This is a genomic window from Aeromonas sp. S9(2024) (assembly GCF_041403185.1).
Classification (GTDB): Bacteria; Pseudomonadota; Gammaproteobacteria; order Enterobacterales; family Aeromonadaceae; genus Aeromonas; species Aeromonas enteropelogenes.
Map to the genome: position 1 here is coordinate 398196 of NZ_JBGLRE010000001.1, position 20025 is coordinate 418220.

Sequence of the window (20025 nt, forward strand, 5' to 3'; positions counted from 1 at the left end):
CTCCCGTGCAGGCCCGGGTTCATATGGACAAAGCGACGGCCGAACGCCGCACTTGCCACCCCCTTTCATGACGTGACCTCTTCCAACGCTTGAACAACGACCAATAAACAGGCGGGAGGCACGGCGGAAATAGCGTCTATCTCGCAGAGGATGAACGAAGATGTTGAAACTGCTCCAACAGGTCCGGGTGCCCACCCTGGATCTGCCGGTCGAAGCCCGGCGCAAACTCTGGTTCAAGCCGTTTATGCAATCCTATCTGGTTGTATTCATCGGCTATCTGACCATGTATCTGATCCGCAAGAACTTCAACATTGCGCAGAACGACATGATCCAGACCTACGGTCTCTCCATGACCGAGCTTGGCATGATCGGTCTTGGTTTCTCCATCACCTACGGCGTGGGCAAGACAATCCTCTCCTACTATGCCGACGGCAAGAACACCAAGCAGTTCCTGCCGCTGATGCTGATCCTCTCAGCCCTGTGCATGCTGGGCTTCAGTGCCAGCATGGGTGGCACGGGTTTTAGCCTCTACCTGATGATCTTCTTCTACGCCCTGAGCGGCTTCTTCCAGAGCTGTGGCGGCTCCTGCAGCTACTCCACCATTACCAAGTGGACCCCCCGCAACAAGCGCGGCACCTACCTCGGCATGTGGAACCTCTCCCACAACGTGGGTGGCGCCGGTGCGGCCGGTGTGGCGCTGTTCGGTGCCAACTACCTGTTCGATGGCAACGTGCTCGGCATGTTCATCTTCCCCTCCATCATTGCGCTGATCGTCGGCTTTATCGGCCTGCGCTTTGGTAGCGATTCACCGGAAGCCTACGGCCTTGGCAAGGTGGAAGAGCTGTTTGACGAAGCGGCGAGCGAAGAGGACGTCGCCACCGAAGAGCAGAAGCTGACCAAGTGGCAGATCTTCGTCAAGTACGTGCTGATGAACAAGGTGATCTGGCTGCTCTGCTTTGCCAACATCTTCCTCTACGTGGTGCGCATCGGTATCGACCAGTGGTCCACCGTCTATGCCCACCAGGAGCTCGGCTTCTCTAAGGACGTCGCCATCCAGGGCTTTACCTTCTTCGAAGTGGGCGCCCTGGTCGGCACCCTGATGTGGGGTTACCTCTCCGATCTGGCGAACGGTCGCCGTGGTCTGGTGGCCTGCGTGGCGCTGGCGCTCATCATCGCCACCCTGGGGCTCTACCAGCACGCCACCACCCAGTTCATGTTCCTGGGCTCCCTGTTCCTGCTGGGCTTCCTGGTGTTTGGTCCGCAACTGCTGATCGGCGTGGCCGCCGTGGGCTTCGTACCCAAGCAGGGGATCAGCGTGGCCGATGGCGTCAAGGGCACCTTCGCCTACCTCATCGGTGACAGCTTCGCCAAGCTGGGTCTGGGCATGATCGCCGACGGCACCCCCATCTTCGGCCTGACCGGCTGGAGCGGCACCTTCGCCGCGCTCGACATTGCCGCAGCCGCCTGTCTGGTGCTGATGGCCTGCGTGGCCATCGCGGAAGAGCGCAAGATCCGCCGCCTCAAGCGCGAGCTGAAAGCCGCCGAGCTGGCGACCCAGTCCGCCTAAGGGACAGAGTTCCTACTCCATACACGCTCTTGTGTCCATCCGGCCCGTCCAGTTGACGGGCCGGTTTTTTATCAGTCTTTGCCATCATCAAATGACCCCGCCCCTGCACACTACGTGTACAGACACAAGGTCAGGTCCCACTCCAGATCCCATTTTCAGCCCCCGCCTTTGGCAAGCGTCCGGAGTTGGCGCTATCTTGTGGCACCCTTTTGCCAACAAAACAGAGAGCTGATGAAGATCGTCGCCGTCACCGCCTGTCCCACCGGCATCGCCCACACCTACATGGCCGCCGAGGCCCTGCAAAAAGCCGCTACCGCCCTTGGTCTCAAGATCAAGGTCGAGACTCAGGGAGCCATGGGGATGGAGAATATGTTGACCGCCCGGGACATCGCCGCCGCCGAACTGGTGCTGATCGCCTCGGACATCGAGATCGAGCAAAAAGAGCGCTTTCTCGGCTGTCGCACCCATCAGGTGCGCCTCGAGACAGTGTTGCTCAATGCCCAGGCCGTGCTCAGGGGGCTGCCGCTGCAGGCCTGATGCTGACCCGCGAGATCACCTTCTACTGCCATCATGGCATGAGCATCACCCAGGCCAAGCAACTGAGTCGGCTGGCGGGGATGTTCAAATCCTGCATTCGCGGCGCCAATCTCACCCGCCGCCAAACCGTGACAGTGAGCAACCAGCTCTCCCTGCTCACCCTGGCTATCCAGCCCGGGGATCTCTGCCAGTTGCAGATAGAGGGGAACGACGCCGAGCTGGCCCACATGGCCTTTACCTGCTGGTGCGGCGAGCTGGGCCAGCCACTGGTGCGCCCGGCAACCGCCGCCCTGGCCGAGCAGCGCCTGGCCGACGCCCTGCCCGACTATTGCTTTACTCTGGCCCAGCTTGGCCACTGCCAGACAGGGCTGGACAAGCCCCAAGCCCTCTCGCAGCTTATCGATCTGCTGCCTGCGCAACTGGTCACCGACAGCGCCGGGCTGGCTGACGAGATTGCCTCGCGCGAACAGATCGCCGCCACCATCATACGACCGGGGCTTGCCATGCCCCATGTGCTGAGCGCAAGGGTAACCCGGCCAGCGCTGGCCCTGCTTGCCAGCAAGGCCCCCATCGAGTGGGGCTCTAGAATAGGGCCGGTGCAGACCCTCATCCTGCTGGCGATCCCCGCCGGTAGCCCGCGCGAGACCCTGCTTCCCCTCACCCGACTGGCCCGCGCCATGCTGGACGACGTCATCGCCAGCGCCCTGCTCAAAGCAAGTTCAGCCCCTGCCCGCCAGGCCATCGTCGTCGAGAGCCTGCTCGGCTGAAAAGCGCCCCCGTTCATCTCGCCGACAAGCCCCTGTGATACACTCGCTGCCATTGTTCGTTTGACGTGTGTATCCGATGAAATCTGCCCGCTCCCGCCTCTCCCTCTCTGCGCGCCCACCTCGTGACAAGGGGCCCCGAGTCTCCTCCGCGCCTCGCAAGCCACAGGTGGCCCCGGCCGATCGCAAGCTACTGCTGCTGAACAAGCCCTACATGGTGCTCTGCCAGTTCACCGACGAGGCCGGGCGGGAAACTCTCAAGGATTACATCAAAGAGCCCGGCATCTATGCCGCAGGCCGGCTCGACCGCGACAGCGAGGGGCTCTTGCTGCTCACCAATGACGGCAAGTTGCAGGCACGCCTCACCCAGCCGGGGGAAAAGACCCCCAAGACCTACTGGGTGCAGGTGGAAGGAGTGCCGAGCGAAGCGGCACTGAAGGCCCTGCGCGCCGGTGTGGAGCTTAACGACGGCATGACCCTGCCCGCCGGGGCGCGCATCATGGATGAACCCGACGTGTGGCCACGCAATCCGCCCATTCGCGAGCGCAAGGAGATCCCCACCTGCTGGCTGGAGATCAAGATAGTGGAGGGGCGCAACCGTCAGGTACGGCGCATGACCGCCCATATCGGCCACCCTACCCTGCGTCTTATCCGCTACGCCATCGGCGACTGGACCCTTGATGATCTGGCGCCCGGCGAGAGCCGCAGCCTGCCGGCGCCGGAACTGGTTCCCCTTAACCCACCGCCCCGTCGCAGCGGCCAGACCGGCCAGCCGCATAACCCCCGGGCAGTGCGCCCCGCAGGCAGCAAACCAGGGGGGCAAACTCAAACCACAAACCCGGCCCCTGCCGGCAACAAGCCCCGCAGCGGTGGCCGGGGCACAGCGCGCCGACCAGCCCGCGGCGGCCAATCCTGAATGAATCAACGAGACAAGGAGTCCCTATGAGCGATCATCCACCGCTGCCCACCCGCCTCACCGTCGCCGCCCTGGTGCACTGGCAGGGCCGTTTTCTGGTGGTCGAAGAGGAGATCAGGGGTCAGCGCCGCTTCAACCAGCCTGCCGGCCATGTGGAGCCGGGGGAAAACCTGCTTGAAGCGGCCTGCCGCGAGCTGAAGGAAGAGACCGGGCTTATCGCCAGCCCCACCGCCTGGCTGGGTACCTATCTCTACAAGCCGGCGGACAGCGAGGCCACCTATGTGCGCATCGCCATGGTGTTCGACCTTGAAAAAGCCCCGGGCCAGCACCATCCAGAGGATCCCGACGGCGACGTGCTGGCCTGCCACTGGTTGACGCAAGAGGAGCTTGGTGAGTGCAAGTCCTCTTTGCGCAGCCCCCTGGTGTGGCAGTGCATCCAGGATTATCTGGCGGGCACCCGCTTGCCGTTGTCGGCGCTCAAGGCCTTTATCTGAGGCCATTTGACGCCGATTGCCGACCCGTGGGGCAATGAAGAGAAAAACGATTTCCTGTCGTCGGGTTCCTGATGGGAACGGCGGCATGGAGATGTGACCGGGGGCGCAAAACTCTGGTAGAATACGCCCCGTTTAAACGAACTGGTAACTTCGACTAATGACAGACAACAGCCAAATCAAGGTGATCGTCGGCATGTCCGGCGGCGTGGATTCTTCCGTCTCGGCCTACCTGCTCCAGCAGCAGGGCTATCAGGTCGAAGGCTTGTTCATGAAGAACTGGGAAGAAGACGACACGGACGAGTACTGCTCTGCCGCCCAGGATTTGGCTGATGCCAAGGCCGTCTGCGACAAGCTGGGGATCAAACTCCACACCATCAACTTCGCCGCCGAGTACTGGGACAACGTGTTCGAGCACTTCCTGGAAGAGTACAAGGCTGGCCGCACGCCGAACCCCGATATCCTGTGCAACAAGGAGATCAAGTTCAAGGCGTTCCTCGAGTTTGCCGCCGAAGAGCTGGGTGCCACCTACATCGCCACTGGCCACTATGTGCGCCGTGACGACAGCACCGGCCGGCCGCGCCTGCTGCGCGGTCTCGACACCAACAAGGATCAGAGCTACTTCCTCTACACCCTGAGTGAAAAGCAGGTGGGCCAAAGCCTGTTCCCGGTCGGCGATCTGGAAAAACCCGAGGTGCGCCGCATCGCCGAGCAGCTGGATCTCATTACTGCCAAGAAGAAGGACTCCACCGGTATCTGCTTTATCGGCGAGCGCAAGTTCAAGGACTTCCTGGCCAAGTTCCTGCCTGCCCAGCCCGGTGACATCGAGACCGTGGATGGCAAGGTGATCGGCACCCACCAGGGGCTGATGTACCACACCCTGGGCCAGCGCAAGGGGCTCGGCATCGGTGGCCGCAAGGATGCCACCGAAGAGGCCTGGTACGTGGTGGACAAAGAGGTGGAGCGCAATGTGCTGGTGGTCGCCCAGGGCGAACATCCCCGTCTCTACTCCGACGGCCTCATCGCCAGCCAATTGCACTGGGTCGATCGCACCCCCATTCGCGAGCCGCGCCGCTGCACCGTCAAGACCCGTTACCGCCAGCAGGATATCCCCTGCCTGATCCAGCCCATCGACGACGAGACCATCCGGGTGATCTTCGACGAGAAGCAGGCAGCGGTCACCCCGGGCCAGTCCGCCGTCTTCTACGACGGGGAAGTGTGCCTGGGCGGTGGCATTATCGAACAACGTTTCAGCCATCCGGTCTAAGGGATGAGACTGCCGTTTCGGGGCAAAGCGCCTGGCGCCAGCGCCCCGAAACCCGTCATCCGGTTGAACAGCACAAATAGAAGGCAGCATACGTGAGCGACAAATTCCAAGGCCGGATCATGGCCTGCTGCGGTATCAGCCAGTGAACGAATGAAATAGGGCCGTGAACTTATGAGCGACAAATTCCAAGACAGAACCATGGCCTTCGCCGGCATCTGCCAGGCCGCCTATCTGGTACAGAAGGTGGCCCGTGACGGTACCTGCGACGAGGCCTCCCTGCGCGAGAGCCTGCAAAGCATCCTGGTCACCGATCCCAAGCAGCCGCTGGACGTATTCGGCAACCACCTGGCCATTCGCGATGGCTACCGCGCCCTGGTCGACCAACTGGGCGCCGACGGCAGCCAGAAAAATGCCGAGCTGACCCGCTACGTGGTGAGCCTGATCGCGCTTGAGCGCAAGCTGGCCAAGCGCAAGGACATTCTCAACATGCTGGGTGAGCGGATCGGCCAGATCGGCCGCCAGCAACAGCATTTCGACCTGCTCGACGAGCAGATCCTGGCCAACATGGCGAGCATCTACAGCGATCTTATCAGCCCCATCGGGCCGCGCATCCAGGTAGCGGGCACCCCGCTGTTCCTGCAACAGCCGCTGGTGCAACACAAGGTGCGCGCCCTGCTGCTGGCCGGTATTCGCGCCGTGGTGCTGTGGCGCCAGCTGGGCGGCAGCCGCACCCAAATCATCTTCGCCCGCAAGAAGATGGTCGAACTGGCCAAACGTTACTAATCATCGCTCGCGCCCGGGCAGAGAGGTCGACATCAAGGTGAACAGCCGCACATCAGCCTTGATAACCACTGCAAGCGCGCGAGTGGATTCGAATCCCCCACACACATCAGGAGTTCACCACATGGAGCTGTCAGCGCTGACTGCTGTTTCCCCGATTGACGGTCGTTATGGCGACAAGGCCGATGCCCTGCGTCCCATCTTCTCCGAATTCGGCCTGCTGCGTTTTCGCGTCGAAGTCGAGGTGCGCTGGTTGCAGAAACTGGCCAACCACGCCGGGATCCCGGAAGTCCCTGCCCTGAGCGCGGCCGCCAGTGCCCTGCTCGACGGTATTGTCAGCAACTTCAACGAAGCCGACGCCGCGCGCATCAAACAGATCGAGCGCACCACCAACCATGATGTGAAAGCGGTGGAGTACTTCCTGAAAGAGAAGGTGGAAGTGAACCCTGAGCTCGCCGCCGTCAGCGAGTTCATCCACTTCGCCTGCACCTCCGAAGACATCAACAACAACTCCCACGGCCTGATGCTGAAAACTGCCCGGGAAGAGGTGATCAAGCCTTACTGCGAGAAGCTGATCGGTGAGATCAAGCGCCTGGCCGCCGAGTATCGCGACATGCCGCTGCTGTCGCGCACCCACGGTCAGCCGGCCACCCCGAGCACCATGGGCAAGGAGATGGCCAACGTCGCCTACCGTCTGGAGCGCCAGCTCAAGCAGATCATGGCGGTCGAGATCCTCGGCAAGATCAACGGCGCCGTGGGCAACTACAACGCCCACCTCAGCGCCTATCCGGATGTGGACTGGCACCAGTTCTCCGAGGAGTTCGTCACTTCCCTCGGCCTGACCTGGAACCCCTACACCACCCAGATCGAGCCGCACGACTACATCGCCGAGCTGTTCGACGCCATGGCGCGCTTCAACACTATCCTCATCGACTTTGACCGCGATGTGTGGGGCTACATCTCCCTGGGCCACTTCAAGCAGCGCACTATCGCCGGCGAAATCGGCTCCTCCACCATGCCGCACAAGGTCAACCCCATCGACTTCGAAAACTCCGAAGGCAATCTGGGTCTGGCCAACGCCGTGTTCCAGCACCTGGCGAGCAAACTGCCCATCTCCCGCTGGCAGCGTGACCTGACCGACAGCACAGTGCTGCGCAATCTGGGGGTGGCAGTGGGTTACTCCCTGATTGCCTATCAGGCGACCCTGAAGGGGATCTCCAAGCTGGAAGCCAACAGCGATGCCATGGCCGCCGATCTGGACGCCAACTGGGAAGTGCTGGCCGAACCGATCCAGACCGTGATGCGCCGCTACGGCATCGAGAAGCCCTATGAGAAGCTCAAAGAACTGACCCGTGGCCGCCGCGTGGACGCCGAAGGGATGCGTACCTTTATCGACACCCTGGAACTGCCCGAGGACGTGAAGGTCGAGCTGAAAAAGCTCACTCCGGCCAACTATATCGGTGACGCCCAGCGTCTGGTCGATCTGCTGAAATAAGCGGATAACCAACGAACAGGGGCCCTGTGCATACTCTGTCACAGGGCCCCTGTTATTTTCGACCCGGGTCACTATTTTCGACCTGCGTCACTATGTTCAACGACGCAGCCATGCTCAACTACGTAGCTGTGTTCAACTACGTAGTTATGTTCAACCGAGTGGCCTTGCCCAAGCCCGTCTTGGGCAAGCCCTCTCTCACAAGATACGAGAAGCACCATGTACCAACTCAATCTGGATATCGCTCACTTCCTTGAGCACTACTGGCAGAAGCGCCCGCTCCTTATCAAGGGCGGCTTCACCGACTTTCAAGATCCCATCAGCCCGGACGAGCTGGCGGGTCTGGCCATGGAAGAGGTGATTGAATCGCGCCTCGTCACCCGCTTCAACAACAAGTGGGAGGCAGCCCACGGCCCCTTCGAATCCTACGATCACCTGGGTGAGGAGAACTGGACCATTCTGGTGCAGGCCTGCAACCACTGGGCGCCCGAGGTCAACGAGCTGGCACTGCCGTTCCAGTTCATCCCGGGCTGGCGTTTTGACGATGTGATGGTGAGCTTCTCCACCCCCCATGGCGGTGTCGGCCCCCACATCGACAACTACGACGTCTTCATCACCCAAGGTCAGGGCAAGCGTCACTGGCGGGTTGGCGATGCCACACCGCGCAATGAGTTCGCCGCCCATGCCGCCCTGCTGCACTGCGAGCCGTTCGAGGCGATCATCGACGTCATCATGGAGCCGGGCGATATCCTCTACATTCCGCCCGGATTCCCCCACGAGGGCTACGCCATTGAGCCCTCCCTGAACTTCTCGGTGGGCTTCCGTGCACCGGACGCCAAGGCGCTTATCTCCTCCTTCGCCGATCACCTGATCGACAACGACCTGCGTACCGAGCGCTACGGTGATCCTGACCTCAAGCCCCGCGCCCGCCACGGCGAAATCCAACCCCACGAGCTGCACCGCCTGCGCGAGCTGATGCAACAGGCCCTCGATGACGAGACCCTGTTCAAGGAGTGGTTCGGTACCATGATCTCCGAGGCCAAGCACGATCTGGACGTCAATCCGGTGGAGCCGGACTACAGCGCCGACGAGGTGGCCGATCTGCTGACCCAGGGCGAGCCCGCCATCAAGGTGCCGGGGCTGCGCTCTGTCTGGTTCAGCGGCGAGAGCCAGACCTGCTACATCGACGGCGAAGCCTGGAGCCTGCCGAGCGAGGATGCTGCGGCCATCTCGCTCTTGTGCGACAAGGACATGGTCACCCAGGCCGACATGGTGGAACTTGCCGATCAGGCCGGCTTCCTGCAGCTGCTGACCCGGCTGGTCAACCGCGGTTACTGGTTCTTCAACTGATCCTCTCGCTGTGACAAAAGGCGCCTTCGGGCGCCTTTTTTATCTCTGTTGCCACCGACCTCACATCATTTGCTGCCAACAAGGTCGACCCCAGCGGCTCTTTTCACTTCTTGCCTGATCCACAACCGGCTTTCAAAGCTGAACCCACTCTTGACGGCGCACCTGATGATGCTTTTTTGAGCAGGCAAAAATCCGTATCATGCGGTCATTGTCCAAGCAGACAGGTTCAAGAGAGAGGGTATCCCATGCAGATCAGCACTCGTCCCATGCCGTTGCCCGGTTATGACAACGCCTATCCCAAGGTGACCCCGGAGCAGATCAACCAGGGCCGCGACAAGGCGCTGGACAAGAAAGATGAGTATGTGGCGAAGCAGGAGGAGAAGGAGACTACCCGCCGCACCCTGGCCGTCTCCTATACCGAGCAGCAGCAGGACAAGGCCGCGGTGGATCATTATCTGCAAGCCAGCGGCCAGGAGAGCGACGGGCAGAGCGCCCCGACGGCCGCCGATATCTACCGGATGGAAGCGCGCCACCAGCAGCAACAGCAGCTCGGCGACTACCTGCAGTTCAGGCAGAGCCCCCTCGGCCAGCAGATGGGAGAGATGGTCGGTCAGGGCGACAAGCGGGGCAACCTGCTCGACATCATGGCCTGATCCCCATCAATGCAGATGAAAAAAGCCCTCATCGAGGGCTTTTTGCTATTCACACGCTTCCTGGTGTTCTTCCGCCACTTCATCAGGCAGTTCATCAAACAGGGGGTGATAGAGCACTTCCCCGGCAACGCCCGCAAGGCCCCCCGGTTGCAGCTCCATCGCCATGAAGCAGTCGGCGGGCACTTCGTAGATGCAGTGCAGGCCAAACTCGCTGGCCGGACGAAACCCGAAGCGGCTGTAATAGGCCGGGTCACCGAGCACCACCACCGCCTTCCAGTCCATCTCCAGCGCCGTATCCAGTCCTTCGCGGATCAGATCCGAACCTATGCCCTGCCCCTGCCAGTCGGGATGTACCGCCACCGGAGCCAGCCCGAGCCAGGGACCTTCCTCACCCGCAATGGTGATCGGGCTCAGCATCAGGTGCCCCATGAACTCGTACTCCTCCTCCTCGACCATGGTCACCACGGCGGCGCCGCATTCGCGCAAACGGTTGACCAGCTCGGCCTCATCGCAACGGCCAAAGGCGGCGCTCACCAGCTCGTAGACCGGCAACATGTCGCCAGGGCGCTCGGTTCTCAACATACAGCGTTACTCCTCGTACAGCGGAGCGGCCATTATTCCACACAAGTGGCGAGCGGCCTGAGCGCCTTTATCCAGAAATGGGAGTGTGCACTCAGGAAAACGATTGGTATACCTCTGACGAGGGAGAGAAAGTGAACGCGGATCGACCCGTGGCCAGGCTCTTCAACACAAAGGGATGAGATGGAAATGCCGGGCGCACCCTGGGTGCGCCCGATGGTTTTGTCAGACTCGCCTTACTCTGCCTGACAGGCAGCCGGCAGGCTCAGATGGCGGGGGTGTGACTCGATACGGTCGATCCAGGCGCGAATGGCCGGCCACCCCTGCAGGGAGAAAATCCCCTCCTCCGCCACATGGGTGTAGGCGTAGAGAGCGATATCGGCGATGGTCGGCGCCTCGCCGCACAGATAGGGGCTTTGTTTAAGCTGCCGCTCCATCACCGCCAGAGCCTTCTCACCGCCAGCCTTGAGGCCATCGAGTCGCGCCTCCTGGGATTCCGGTCGGCCCAGATAGTGGACGATGAAACGGGCGACCGCGATATAGGGCTCGTGACTGTACTGCTCGAAGAACATCCACTTGAGCACTTCCGCCTGCTGGCGAGGATCCGATGGCCAGAGCGCGGAGCCCTGCGCCAGATAAAAGAGAATGGCATTGGACTCGGCCAGCGCGTCCTTCTCCCCGATGGCCAGCACCGGGATCTTGCCGTTGGGGTTGAGTGCCAGAAACTCGGGAGTTCGGGTATCCCCCGCCTGAATATCCACATTGACCCAGGTCAGGGGCAACTCGAGCCAACGGGCCAGCAGCCATGCCTTGTAGCAGTTGCCGGATCGCAAATCACCATACAGACGCATACACACTCCTTGTGAAACGGGGGTTGAAACCAGGTTGAATAATCAGGGTGCCAGACGCTCGATGTGCCAGCCATCCCCCTCACGGGTGTAGTAGAAACGATCGTGCAGGCGATGCTCGCCCCCCTGCCAGAATTCGACCGTGTCGATCACCACCCGGTAGCCGCCCCAGAAACTCGGCAGGGGCACTTCACCGCTGGCAAATTTTTGCTTGAGCTCGAGAAACTTGGCTTCCAGCACGCCGCGTGCCGAGATGCGGGTCGACTGCTTGGAGACCCAGGCGGCTATCTGACTGTCCTTGGGACGGCTGTGGAAATACTTCATCACCTCGAGGGTACCAAGCTTCTCCACCCTGCCAGTCACGTGCACCTGCCTGTCCAGGGGATGCCAGGGGAAGAGCAGGCTGATGCGGGGATTACCCTCCAGCTGATGTGCCTTGCGACTGCCCATGTTGGTGTAGAACACCATCCCCTGAGCGTCGTAGTGCTTGAGCAGTACGGTACGCTGCCAGGGCTGGCCGTCGGCATCCACGGTAGCCACCACCATGGCGGTCGGATCCGTCAATCTGGCCTCGCAGGCCTGAGCCAGCCACTTCTCGAACAACGCCAGTGGTTCGGCCGGCAGATCGGCCCGGTGCAATCCGCCCCGGGTATATTCGCGGCGCAGATCAGCCACATCCATCATCTTGATTTTCCTTAAGTAAATGATGGCTCCACAACCATCAAAAGAGCGATGCAGGCATTGTGCTCCGGCAACTTCCCAGTGACAAGCCATAACAGGCCAATGTCTTAACCATCATGACTGGCGCCACATTCAGGGAGCCGAGCAAGGGATGCAAGCGGAGAGCACAACGTACATCCACCTTGCACACCATGACCCTTCCCCCTATCATTGCGCGGATTTATCCGTTTTAGAACCGCGCTCGCGAGAAGGCGGTTCATCCTTATCTGGCCAAGGTTAATCTCATGCTCAAATCCCCACTGTTGCCCCGTTTCGGGGATCTGGTCGTTGCCATCGTTGACGATGTACTGGCGCAGGGCCTGACCCTCGATCGCGCCTATGCCCGTCACTTCTCCGGCATCGATCTCAAACCGCAAGAACAGGCAAGGATTGCCCTGGTCACCGGCGACCTGCTGCGTCGTCTCAGTCTCTACTGCGCCCTGACCGGCATTCAGGTCCGTCAGGCCGCCAAGAACGTCTGGCCGCTGCTGCACAGCTGGCACGCCTTCCACAAGATTGCCCAACCCAACCATCCGACCCTGGATCGCTTCAATGAAGAGGCGTTTCGCCGTCGTCTGGCCGAGGCCAAGAAGAATCCGGTGTTGATGGATGGCTGCCCTGGCTGGCTGGAAAAACTCGGCAGCGAGCAGCTGGGTGAAGCCTGGCCTGCCGAGCGTGCCGCCCTTACCGCCATGCCCAAGCGCTACCTGAGAGTCAACACCCTCAAGTGCAACAAGGATGAGCTGCAGGCCGCACTGGCGAAAGAACATGTCACCACAGTCCCGGTAGAAGGGGTCGAGAGCGCCCTGCAGGTCACCTCGGATGCCGCCCTGTTCCGCACCAACGCCTTCGCCGATGGCTGGTTCGAGCAACAGGATGCCGGCTCCCAGCTGGTGGCTGCCGCCCTGGAGGTCACTCCGGGCATGCGCGTCATCGACGCCTGCGCCGGTGCCGGTGGCAAGACCCTGCATCTGGCCGCCATGATGAACGGCAAGGGCCGCTTGCTGGCGATGGATGTGGAAGAGTGGAAGCTGGAGAACCTCAAGCAGCGCGCCCGCCGCGCCGGGGCTCACAACGTGGAGACCCGGGTCATCACCAGCAGCAAGACAGTCAAGCGCCTGAAAGAGAGCGCGGATCGCGTGCTGCTCGACGTGCCCTGCTCAGGTCTTGGCGTACTCAAGCGCAATCCGGATGCCAAGTGGCGCGACACCGCCGAGCGCCTGCCGGTGCTGGTGGCCCTGCAAGAAGAGATCCTGCAGCGTTACAGCCAGATGGTGAAGGTCGGCGGCCTGCTGGTCTACGCCACCTGCTCCATCCTGCCCCAGGAGAACCGTCAGCAAGTGGACAAGTTCCTCGCCGCCAACGAAAATTTCCGACTGCGTGACGATCACACCGTGAGCCCCGCCGCCACCGGTTTCGATGGCTTCTATATGGCGCGTATCGAGCGGATCGCCTGATAGTACCGCCACAATAAAAAGGGGAGCCATTGGCTCCCCTTTTTCATGATACTGAAGCAGCCTTATTCGGCGGCCGCGTCATCTTTCTTGTACTTGGCGGCAGTTTCCTTGATCAGGGTCTGCAGCTCGCCGGCCTGGAACATCTCGATCATGATGTCGCAGCCGCCGATCAGCTCGCCTTCGACCCACAGCTGGGGGAAGGTCGGCCAGTTGGCGAATTTCGGCAATTCGGCACGGATATCCGGGTTTTGCAGGATATCGACATAAGCAAACGGCTCGCCACAGGACATCAGCGCCTGGGAGGCCTGGGCAGAGAAGCCACAGCTGGGCAGCTTGGGAGACCCTTTCATGTAGATGATGATGGGGTTGTCAGCCAACTGCTGCTTAATCTTTTCAATAGTTTCCATAGATGCCTCACTAGAGCGATTTCGGCGGCCATTCTACTGCAATCTGGCCTGAGCACAAACTCACAAAGGGAAATGTGCATATGAATTGCACAGAGAATTGCACCTGCATTGATCGCGATCATGGCGCCAATCAGGAGTTGTTAGCCCATCTTTGATGCTGCTACAATCCCTTGGCTTTGGGCTATCCTGCCTCATCATTTTATAAACATCTCTTTTCAAATAAGAAAAGAGCACGCAATGTCTTGCAACCGTCGCTTTCGCACGGTCCAGCCAATGGAGAGTAGAAAATGGCATTCGAACTTCCCGCTCTGCCCTATGCAATCAATGCTCTGGAACCGCACATCTCCCAGGAAACTCTGGAATACCACCACGGCAAGCACCACAACACCTACGTGGTCAACCTGAACAACCTAGTGCCGGGTACCGAGTTTGAAGGCAAGTCTCTGGAAGAGATCATCAAGACCTCCAGCGGCGGTATCTTCAACAACGCAGCCCAGATCTGGAACCACACCTTCTACTGGCACTGCCTCTCCCCGAACGGCGGTGGCGAGCCCACTGGCGCCCTGGCCGACGCCATCACCAAATCCTTTGGCTCCTTCGCCGAGTTCAAGGATGCCTTCACAAAGTCTGCCATCGGCAACTTCGGTTCCAGCTGGACCTGGCTGGTCAAGAAGGCTGACGGTTCCCTGGCCATCGTCAACACCTCCAACGCCGGTTGCCCGCTGACCGAAGCAGGTACTACTCCGCTGCTGACCGTCGACCTGTGGGAGCACGCCTACTACATCGATTTCCGCAACCTGCGTCCGAAGTACATGGAAACCTTCTGGGCCCTGGTCAACTGGGAATTCGTGGCCAAGAATCTGGCTGCCTGATAGCCGATCTTGCCAAAACGCCCTGCATTGCAGGGCGTTTTTTTATGTCTGACATTCGGCGATGAAAACACAGAGGGCGCTTGAAGGCGCCCTCTTTTGTACATGTGTTCCTGCATGTGCAGTTACTGGTCTATTTCATCCAGATACTCGTCCAGATTGGCATCATCGCCACTGGCTTCATCCTGCTTGGGAGCCCCTTGGTTGCCCATGACCTTGTTTTCGTTGTATTGCAGATAGAAGTCCTTGGTCAGGGCGTAAGGGTCGAGTGCATTGTCGATGATCCGTTCCTGATCGATCAGCTTGGCACGGGAGCCCAGCCCATCCAGCGCCCAGTGGGCCACCTTGAGCGGGAAGGTGAGCAGTGCGTAGGGGAAGTAGAGCACGTCTATGGTATCCCCCACTATCTCGCGGGTGGTGGTGGGGCCATAGACAGGCACCATGACATAGGCTCCTTCGCCAATGTTCATGCGCCCGAACACGGTGGAGAGCTCCAGCTTGTCGCGCTCAAGCCCGGCGTGTTTGGCCACATCGAAGATACCCAGCAGACCCACAGTGGTGTTGAGGGTAAAGCGCCCCAGGTTGGTGCCCGCCCCCTTCAGATCGCCCGAGAGCAGGTGGTTGACCATGCTGCTCGGCTCGTTGAAGTTTTCCACGAAGTTTTCGATGCCAACCTTGACCGGCTCGGGTACATAGTTGGCGTAGGCATGCACCACGGGACGGGCGACATAAGGCTCAAGCACGTCGTAGTTGACCGCCCACATCGCCCGGTTGGCCCCCTGGAAAGGGTCGCGGGGATCGGCCGCCGTACTGGTTGCCCCCGGCACATTCATGCCGGGATTGAGATCCAGGCTCTCGGGGCCGGGCTTGGGCGGCCCGCCGGCGCAACCTGTTATCAAGAGGGCTGCCAGCACGGCCCCTGAACGCAGATACATATGGAAGTCCTAGATTTTTATTTTGATTAATCAGAATTATAGGCAACCCGGCTCCCATGATGGGAGCCGGGTAGAGAGGTATATTAGAGGGCGTGATCGATACGGATGTCAATCGGCGCTGATGGGATAGTCGCCGTTTTGACCGGAGCAGAGCTCCCTTCAAAGGCCCCTTCCTTGTTCATGACGTTGCCACCACGAGAGAGACGCGCCTTGAATTGCAGCTCGGGATAGGCTTCCAGCTTGCTCCCTTCCATCATGGCATCCCCGTCCCCGAGGGAGAGGGTAAGAGGCAGAGTGGGGCCGGCGATACGCTTGACCGCGATGGGCATGGGCGGCCCATTGGGCACCACCGCAAACACGAACAGATGGGCATCAGGCGGCAACTGAATGCCCTCGGCCAGGGTGATGTGCAGAGGGAACTCTCCCTCCTTCACCTGGCTCTGGGAAGCCTGTGCCTGCCCGGCAGATTCGGCTACTGGCACCGCCGCGATGCCACGCGCCTTGAGCTGCGCTCTGGCGTATTCCATGGAGCGCTCCACCATCACATAGCGAGGCGTCCCTTTTTCCATCAGCGGCAACATGGCCTGCCAGCGCGCCAGCGCGGTCTGGAAATCCTCTTTTTGCAGCGCCATGAAGGCATAGACGGAGTGCGCCTCGATATTGCCCGGCTCCTCGGCAATAGCCGCCTTCAGCAGACTATCAGCCTGAGCTTCATCCCCGGTCATCATCAGGGCCTGAGCGTAAGGTACCGCCACCATGGCTTTCTGGGGTGCCAGATCATAAGCATGAGCCAGCGCCTCACGGGCCATCTCGGGATCGTTGCCATCCAGTGACAGGCGACCCAGCAGCAGCCAGCCGCGGTAATCGTTCGGCTCGTCTTTCAAGCGGGTGCGCAGGGCCAGGGTGAAGTCCAGCAGATCCTGTTCGGTCACCTCGGCATTGCGCTCCACCAGAATGTGATTGCTGAGCTCACCGATGCGGCTGCTGGCATCCTGCCAGCGGGCTACCTCCTGCCAGGCGCCCAGCTTGTAGTAGAGTCCCAGGCTCACGATAAGGAGCACCAGTACACCGGGGATCCAGATCAGACTCTTGCCAGCCCGGGCGGTCTGCTCCACGTCGGGAATATCGTCCAGCAGGCTGCGCTGCAGTTCGACCAGCGAGTCCGGCTCCTCCGCCAATACCCCCTGTTCCCGTTCTTCGCCAATTTCGAGCAGACGCTGACGATAAAGCTGCTTGTTGAGGGCCGAACGGCTGATGCTCTGCCTGCCCTCGCCGTGCCACAGGGGCAGTACCAGCGCCAGACTCGTCAGCACCAGCAGAGCCGCGATCACTATCCAAAAGGCGGTCATTGTTTCTCTTCCTCTTTGAGCAGCTTGGCCAGGCGGCGCTGCTCCTCTTCGCTCAGGTGATTATCCACTTGCTTGTCGGCCACGGGGGGACGGCGGCTGCGCATCACCACCACGGCAAGGCCGATGACGATGACCAGCAGGGGGCCAAGCCAGAGGATCAGGGTGGAAGCCATCAACGGCGGGTTGTAGAGGATGAAGTTGCCATAGCGGGCCACCATGTAGTCCACGATCTCCTCCTTGTCCTTGCCCTCGCGCACCATCTGGTAGGTCTTGTCACGCAGATCCTTGGCCAGCCCGGCGTTGGAGTCGGCGATGTCCTGGTTCTGGCACTTGGGGCAGCGCAGCTCCTTGGTCAGCTCGCGAAATACCTGCTCCTGATTGTCGTTGTCGAAGGTGTAGACATCGATGGCAGCCATGGCCGGGGCTTGCACGCCCAGACCCAGCAGCAACAACAGGGATGCTATCAATACTCTCATCCGGGGCGCCCTCACTTCATGGCATCAAAGATGGGTTTGAGGGTCGAGGCCCAGTTCTGGGGGTTGATGTCCCCCACGTGGCGGTAGCGGATAATCCCCTGGCTATCGATGAAGAAGGTCTCCGGCGCGCCATACACCCCCAGATCCAGCCCCAGCATGCCATCGGGATCATACAGGTTGATCTGGTAGGGGTTGCCGAGCTCTTCCAGCCACTTGATCGCCTTGTCCCGCTCATCCTTGTAGTTCATGCCGACGATGGTGATCCCCTGCCCCGCCAGCTGCTTGAGGTAGGTGTGCTCGCCGTAGCAGGTCGGACACCAGGTCGCCCAGACGTTGAGCAGCATGGGGCGACCCTTGAAGATGTTGCGATCGTACCGTTTGTCGAGATCGTAGATGTCCTGCAGGGTAAATTCGGGCACTTCCTTGCCCACCATCACGGATTCGAGCTTGGTGGGATCGGAGTAGAGCCCCTTGAACAGGAACACGGCCCCCAACAGGAAGACCACGAAGGGGATCAGAAACAGCCAGGTCTTGCGAGTCATGCTTTCACCTCCTCTTCACGACGGCCGAAGCGGTAGCGTTTGTCGAGCATCGCCAGCACACCACCGATGGCCATGAAGACACCACCGAACCAGATCCAGCGAACGAATGGCTTGTAGTAAATGCGTACCGCCCAGGCCCCGTTGTCGAGGGGCTCGCCGAGCGCGGCATAGAGATCCCGGGTCACGCCGGCATCGATGGCGGCTTCGGTCATCGGCATGCGGCTCACCGTATAGACCCGTTTCTCGGGCTTGAGGGTACCGACATGCTTGCCGTTCTTGTGCACTTCCAGCACGCCCTTGAAGCCGTCGTAGTTGGGGCCGTTCTTTTCGGCAATGCCGGTAAAGACGAACTCGTAATCGGCAAACTGCACCCTGTCTCCGGCCTGCATCCGCAGGTCCTTCTCGATGCTGTAGTTCTGGGTACAGGCAATGCCGATGATGCTGACCGCAAGGCCCACGTGACCCAGGATCATGGCCCAGTGGCTGTTGCCAAGGCGGCGCACGCCGACTGCAAAGCTGTGCTTGTGGGTGGCACGGGCCCAGGTTTCCTGGGCACTGGTGACGATGATCCAGACACCCAGGCCAATGCCCACAGCAGCCCAGGGCTTGAATGCCTCGGCAAAGGCGAGCGGCAACAGCAAGGCGGCAGCCAGACTCAGCAGCAGGGCCAGGATCACCTTGCCCTTGAGCTCGCCAAGTTCCTGACGACGCCAGCGAAACAGCGGGCCAACCCCCAGCAGCAGGGCAAACGGGATGATCAGCCAGCTGTAGATGTGGTTGAAGAAGGGCGTCCCGATGGAGATGCTGCCAAGCCCCAGCTCCTTGTGCACCAGCGGCAACAGGGTGCCCAGCAGCACGGTGAGCAGGCCAGCCACCAGCATGATGTTGTTGGCGAGCAACAGGGTCTCGCGGCTCCACAGCTCGTGTTTGCCGTGGCTCTTCACATGGGAACCCTTGAAGGCGAACAACAGCAGGGAGGAGCCGATCACCGCCAGCAGGAAGCCGAGAATGAACAGGCCGCGGGTCGGGTCAGAGGCAAACGCATGCACCGACACCAGAACACCGGAGCGCACCAAAAATGTACCTAACAGGCTCAGGGAGAAGGCCGACAGGGCCAGCAGCACGGTCCAGGCCTTGAAGGTAGCGCGCTTCTCGCTCACCGCCAGCGAATGGAGCAGCGCGGTCCCCGCAAGCCAGGGCATGAAGGAGGCGTTTTCTACCGGGTCCCAGAACCACCAGCCACCCCAGCCGAGCTCATAGTAGGCCCACCAGGAGCCGAGCACGATACCCAGCGTCAGGAAGACCCAGGCCGCCATGGTCCAGGGGCGGGACCAGCGGGCCCAGGTAGCATCAAGGCGCCCGGTCATCAGGGAAGCAATCGCAAAGGCGAAGGCGACAGAGAAGCCCACGTATCCCATGTAGAGCATGGGCGGATGGAAGATGAGACCGGGATCCTGCAGCAACGGGTTGAGGTCGCGCCCATCCACCGGGAAGTAGGGCAGCGTGCGGGTGAAGGGATCCGAAGTGAACAGCACGAAGGCGGTAAAGCCGACCGAGATGAGGCCAAGCACGCCGAGCACACGCGCCACCGCATCCAGCGGCAGACGGCGGCTGAACAGGGCGACGGCCGCGGTCCAGCCCCCCAGGGTCAGCACCCACAGCAGCAGGGAACCCTCGTGGGCGCCCCACACAGCGGAGATGCGATAAGCCAGTGGCAGGCGGCTGTTGGAGTTGGTGGCCACATACTGCACGGTGAAATCATTGTCGATAAAAGCCCAGGTCAGGCAGAGGAACGACAACAGCAACAGCAAAAATTGGGCATAGGCGAGCGGGCGAGCCGCCGACATCATGCCAAGACGGCCCCATTTTGCGCCAAGCAGCGGGTAGCTCCCCAGCAACAGGGCGGTGGCAAAAGCCATGATCAGAGCAAACTGTCCTAATTCCGGGATCATGGACGGGTTCCTTTCAGGTGAGCCGTGCCCCTGACAGGGGCACGGAGACGAAACGATGAAACGAAAGCGACGGG

21 protein-coding genes are annotated in these 20025 nt (G+C 60.9%); 12 read left to right on the forward strand and 9 right to left on the reverse strand.

Going from position 1 to position 20025, the window contains the following annotated elements; genetic code table 11:
- Window positions 1-160: 160 nt before the first annotated feature.
- The 10 genes from uhpT to ACB028_RS01765 all read left to right on the forward strand — a co-directional run bounded on the left by uhpT (window position 161) and on the right by ACB028_RS01765 (window position 9817).
- Complete coding sequence (uhpT, locus tag ACB028_RS01720) at window positions 161-1567, forward strand: hexose-6-phosphate:phosphate antiporter (RefSeq protein ID WP_042024852.1); 1407 nt, start codon at window positions 161-163, stop codon at window positions 1565-1567.
- Window positions 1568-1798: 231 nt separating this feature from the next.
- Complete coding sequence (locus tag ACB028_RS01725) at window positions 1799-2104, forward strand: PTS fructose transporter subunit IIB (RefSeq protein WP_216992775.1); 306 nt, start codon at window positions 1799-1801, stop codon at window positions 2102-2104.
- Window positions 2104-2871, forward strand: coding sequence for a PTS sugar transporter subunit IIA (locus ACB028_RS01730; protein ID WP_371143355.1), 768 nt, complete (start codon window positions 2104-2106; stop codon window positions 2869-2871). Before ACB028_RS01725 ends, ACB028_RS01730 begins: the two co-directional genes overlap by 1 nt.
- A 76-nt stretch (window positions 2872-2947) precedes the next feature.
- A complete protein-coding gene (gene rluE, locus ACB028_RS01735; RefSeq protein ID WP_371143356.1) occupies window positions 2948-3784 on the forward strand; it encodes a 23S rRNA pseudouridine(2457) synthase RluE in 837 nt (278 codons plus the stop codon).
- Between the two features lie 26 nt (window positions 3785-3810).
- Window positions 3811-4278: an NUDIX hydrolase gene (locus ACB028_RS01740; protein ID WP_342016902.1), complete on the forward strand. Its 468-nt coding sequence runs from the start codon at window positions 3811-3813 to the stop codon at window positions 4276-4278.
- A 157-nt stretch (window positions 4279-4435) separates the two neighbouring features.
- A complete protein-coding gene (gene mnmA, locus ACB028_RS01745; RefSeq protein ID WP_026455795.1) occupies window positions 4436-5542 on the forward strand; it encodes a tRNA 2-thiouridine(34) synthase MnmA in 1107 nt (368 codons plus the stop codon).
- 171 nt (window positions 5543-5713) lie between these two features.
- The gene (gene hflD / locus ACB028_RS01750) at window positions 5714-6325 is read left to right on the forward strand and encodes a high frequency lysogenization protein HflD (RefSeq protein ID WP_268854947.1); all 612 of its coding nucleotides are present in this window, start codon (window positions 5714-5716) and stop codon (window positions 6323-6325) included.
- A 121-nt stretch (window positions 6326-6446) separates the two neighbouring features.
- Window positions 6447-7817 (forward strand): adenylosuccinate lyase, encoded by a 1371-nt coding sequence (gene purB / locus ACB028_RS01755; RefSeq protein ID WP_371143357.1) that lies wholly within the window; start codon window positions 6447-6449, stop codon window positions 7815-7817.
- Between the two features lie 216 nt (window positions 7818-8033).
- The gene (locus tag ACB028_RS01760) at window positions 8034-9164 is read left to right on the forward strand and encodes a JmjC domain-containing protein (protein ID WP_371143358.1); all 1131 of its coding nucleotides are present in this window, start codon (window positions 8034-8036) and stop codon (window positions 9162-9164) included.
- Window positions 9165-9409: 245 nt separating this feature from the next.
- Entirely contained in the window at window positions 9410-9817 is a 408-nt protein-coding gene (locus ACB028_RS01765) for a hypothetical protein (RefSeq protein WP_371143359.1), read from the forward strand.
- Window positions 9818-9862: 45 nt separating this feature from the next.
- Here ACB028_RS01765 and ACB028_RS01770 read toward each other — a convergent pair whose 3' ends face one another.
- From ACB028_RS01770 to pdxH, 3 genes are all read right to left on the reverse strand, one after another.
- Window positions 9863-10399, reverse strand: coding sequence for a GNAT family N-acetyltransferase (locus ACB028_RS01770; RefSeq protein WP_026455800.1), 537 nt, complete (start codon window positions 10397-10399; stop codon window positions 9863-9865).
- A gap of 233 nt (window positions 10400-10632) precedes the next feature.
- The gene (locus ACB028_RS01775; RefSeq protein ID WP_371143360.1) at window positions 10633-11247 is read right to left on the reverse strand and encodes a glutathione S-transferase family protein; all 615 of its coding nucleotides are present in this window, start codon (window positions 11245-11247) and stop codon (window positions 10633-10635) included.
- Window positions 11248-11289: 42 nt separating this feature from the next.
- On the reverse strand, window positions 11290-11928 hold the full coding sequence (gene pdxH / locus ACB028_RS01780) for a pyridoxamine 5'-phosphate oxidase (RefSeq protein ID WP_224211308.1): 639 nt from the start codon (window positions 11926-11928) through the stop codon (window positions 11290-11292).
- Window positions 11929-12209: 281 nt separating this feature from the next.
- On the opposite strand from pdxH, the gene ACB028_RS01785 reads away from it, so the two are divergent.
- On the forward strand, window positions 12210-13421 hold the full coding sequence (locus tag ACB028_RS01785) for an RsmB/NOP family class I SAM-dependent RNA methyltransferase (protein ID WP_042024841.1): 1212 nt from the start codon (window positions 12210-12212) through the stop codon (window positions 13419-13421).
- A 62-nt stretch (window positions 13422-13483) separates the two neighbouring features.
- Here ACB028_RS01785 and ACB028_RS01790 read toward each other — a convergent pair whose 3' ends face one another.
- The gene (locus tag ACB028_RS01790) at window positions 13484-13828 is read right to left on the reverse strand and encodes a Grx4 family monothiol glutaredoxin (protein WP_026455805.1); all 345 of its coding nucleotides are present in this window, start codon (window positions 13826-13828) and stop codon (window positions 13484-13486) included.
- Between the two features lie 287 nt (window positions 13829-14115).
- Between ACB028_RS01790 and sodB the strand changes: the two genes are divergently transcribed.
- A complete protein-coding gene (sodB, locus tag ACB028_RS01795) occupies window positions 14116-14700 on the forward strand; it encodes a superoxide dismutase [Fe] (protein WP_026455806.1) in 585 nt (194 codons plus the stop codon).
- A gap of 122 nt (window positions 14701-14822) precedes the next feature.
- Here sodB and ACB028_RS01800 read toward each other — a convergent pair whose 3' ends face one another.
- The 5 genes from ACB028_RS01800 to ACB028_RS01820 form a co-directional block, all read right to left on the reverse strand.
- Window positions 14823-15632, reverse strand: a complete 810-nt coding sequence (locus tag ACB028_RS01800; protein ID WP_371143361.1) for a VacJ family lipoprotein — start codon at window positions 15630-15632, stop codon at window positions 14823-14825.
- An 83-nt stretch (window positions 15633-15715) separates the two neighbouring features.
- Window positions 15716-16981 carry a c-type cytochrome biogenesis protein CcmI gene (gene ccmI / locus ACB028_RS01805; RefSeq protein WP_371143362.1) on the reverse strand — a complete coding sequence of 422 codons (1266 nt, stop codon included), beginning with the start codon at window positions 16979-16981 and terminating at the stop codon, window positions 15716-15718.
- Window positions 16978-17457 carry a cytochrome c-type biogenesis protein gene (locus ACB028_RS01810; RefSeq protein WP_042072145.1) on the reverse strand — a complete coding sequence of 160 codons (480 nt, stop codon included), beginning with the start codon at window positions 17455-17457 and terminating at the stop codon, window positions 16978-16980. The genes ccmI and ACB028_RS01810 overlap by 4 nt, the downstream gene beginning before the upstream one ends.
- A gap of 11 nt (window positions 17458-17468) precedes the next feature.
- Window positions 17469-17999 carry a DsbE family thiol:disulfide interchange protein gene (locus ACB028_RS01815; RefSeq protein ID WP_026458715.1) on the reverse strand — a complete coding sequence of 177 codons (531 nt, stop codon included), beginning with the start codon at window positions 17997-17999 and terminating at the stop codon, window positions 17469-17471.
- On the reverse strand, window positions 17996-19951 hold the full coding sequence (locus tag ACB028_RS01820) for a heme lyase CcmF/NrfE family subunit (protein ID WP_042024837.1): 1956 nt from the start codon (window positions 19949-19951) through the stop codon (window positions 17996-17998). Before ACB028_RS01820 ends, ACB028_RS01815 begins: the two co-directional genes overlap by 4 nt.
- Window positions 19952-20025 lie beyond the last annotated feature (74 nt).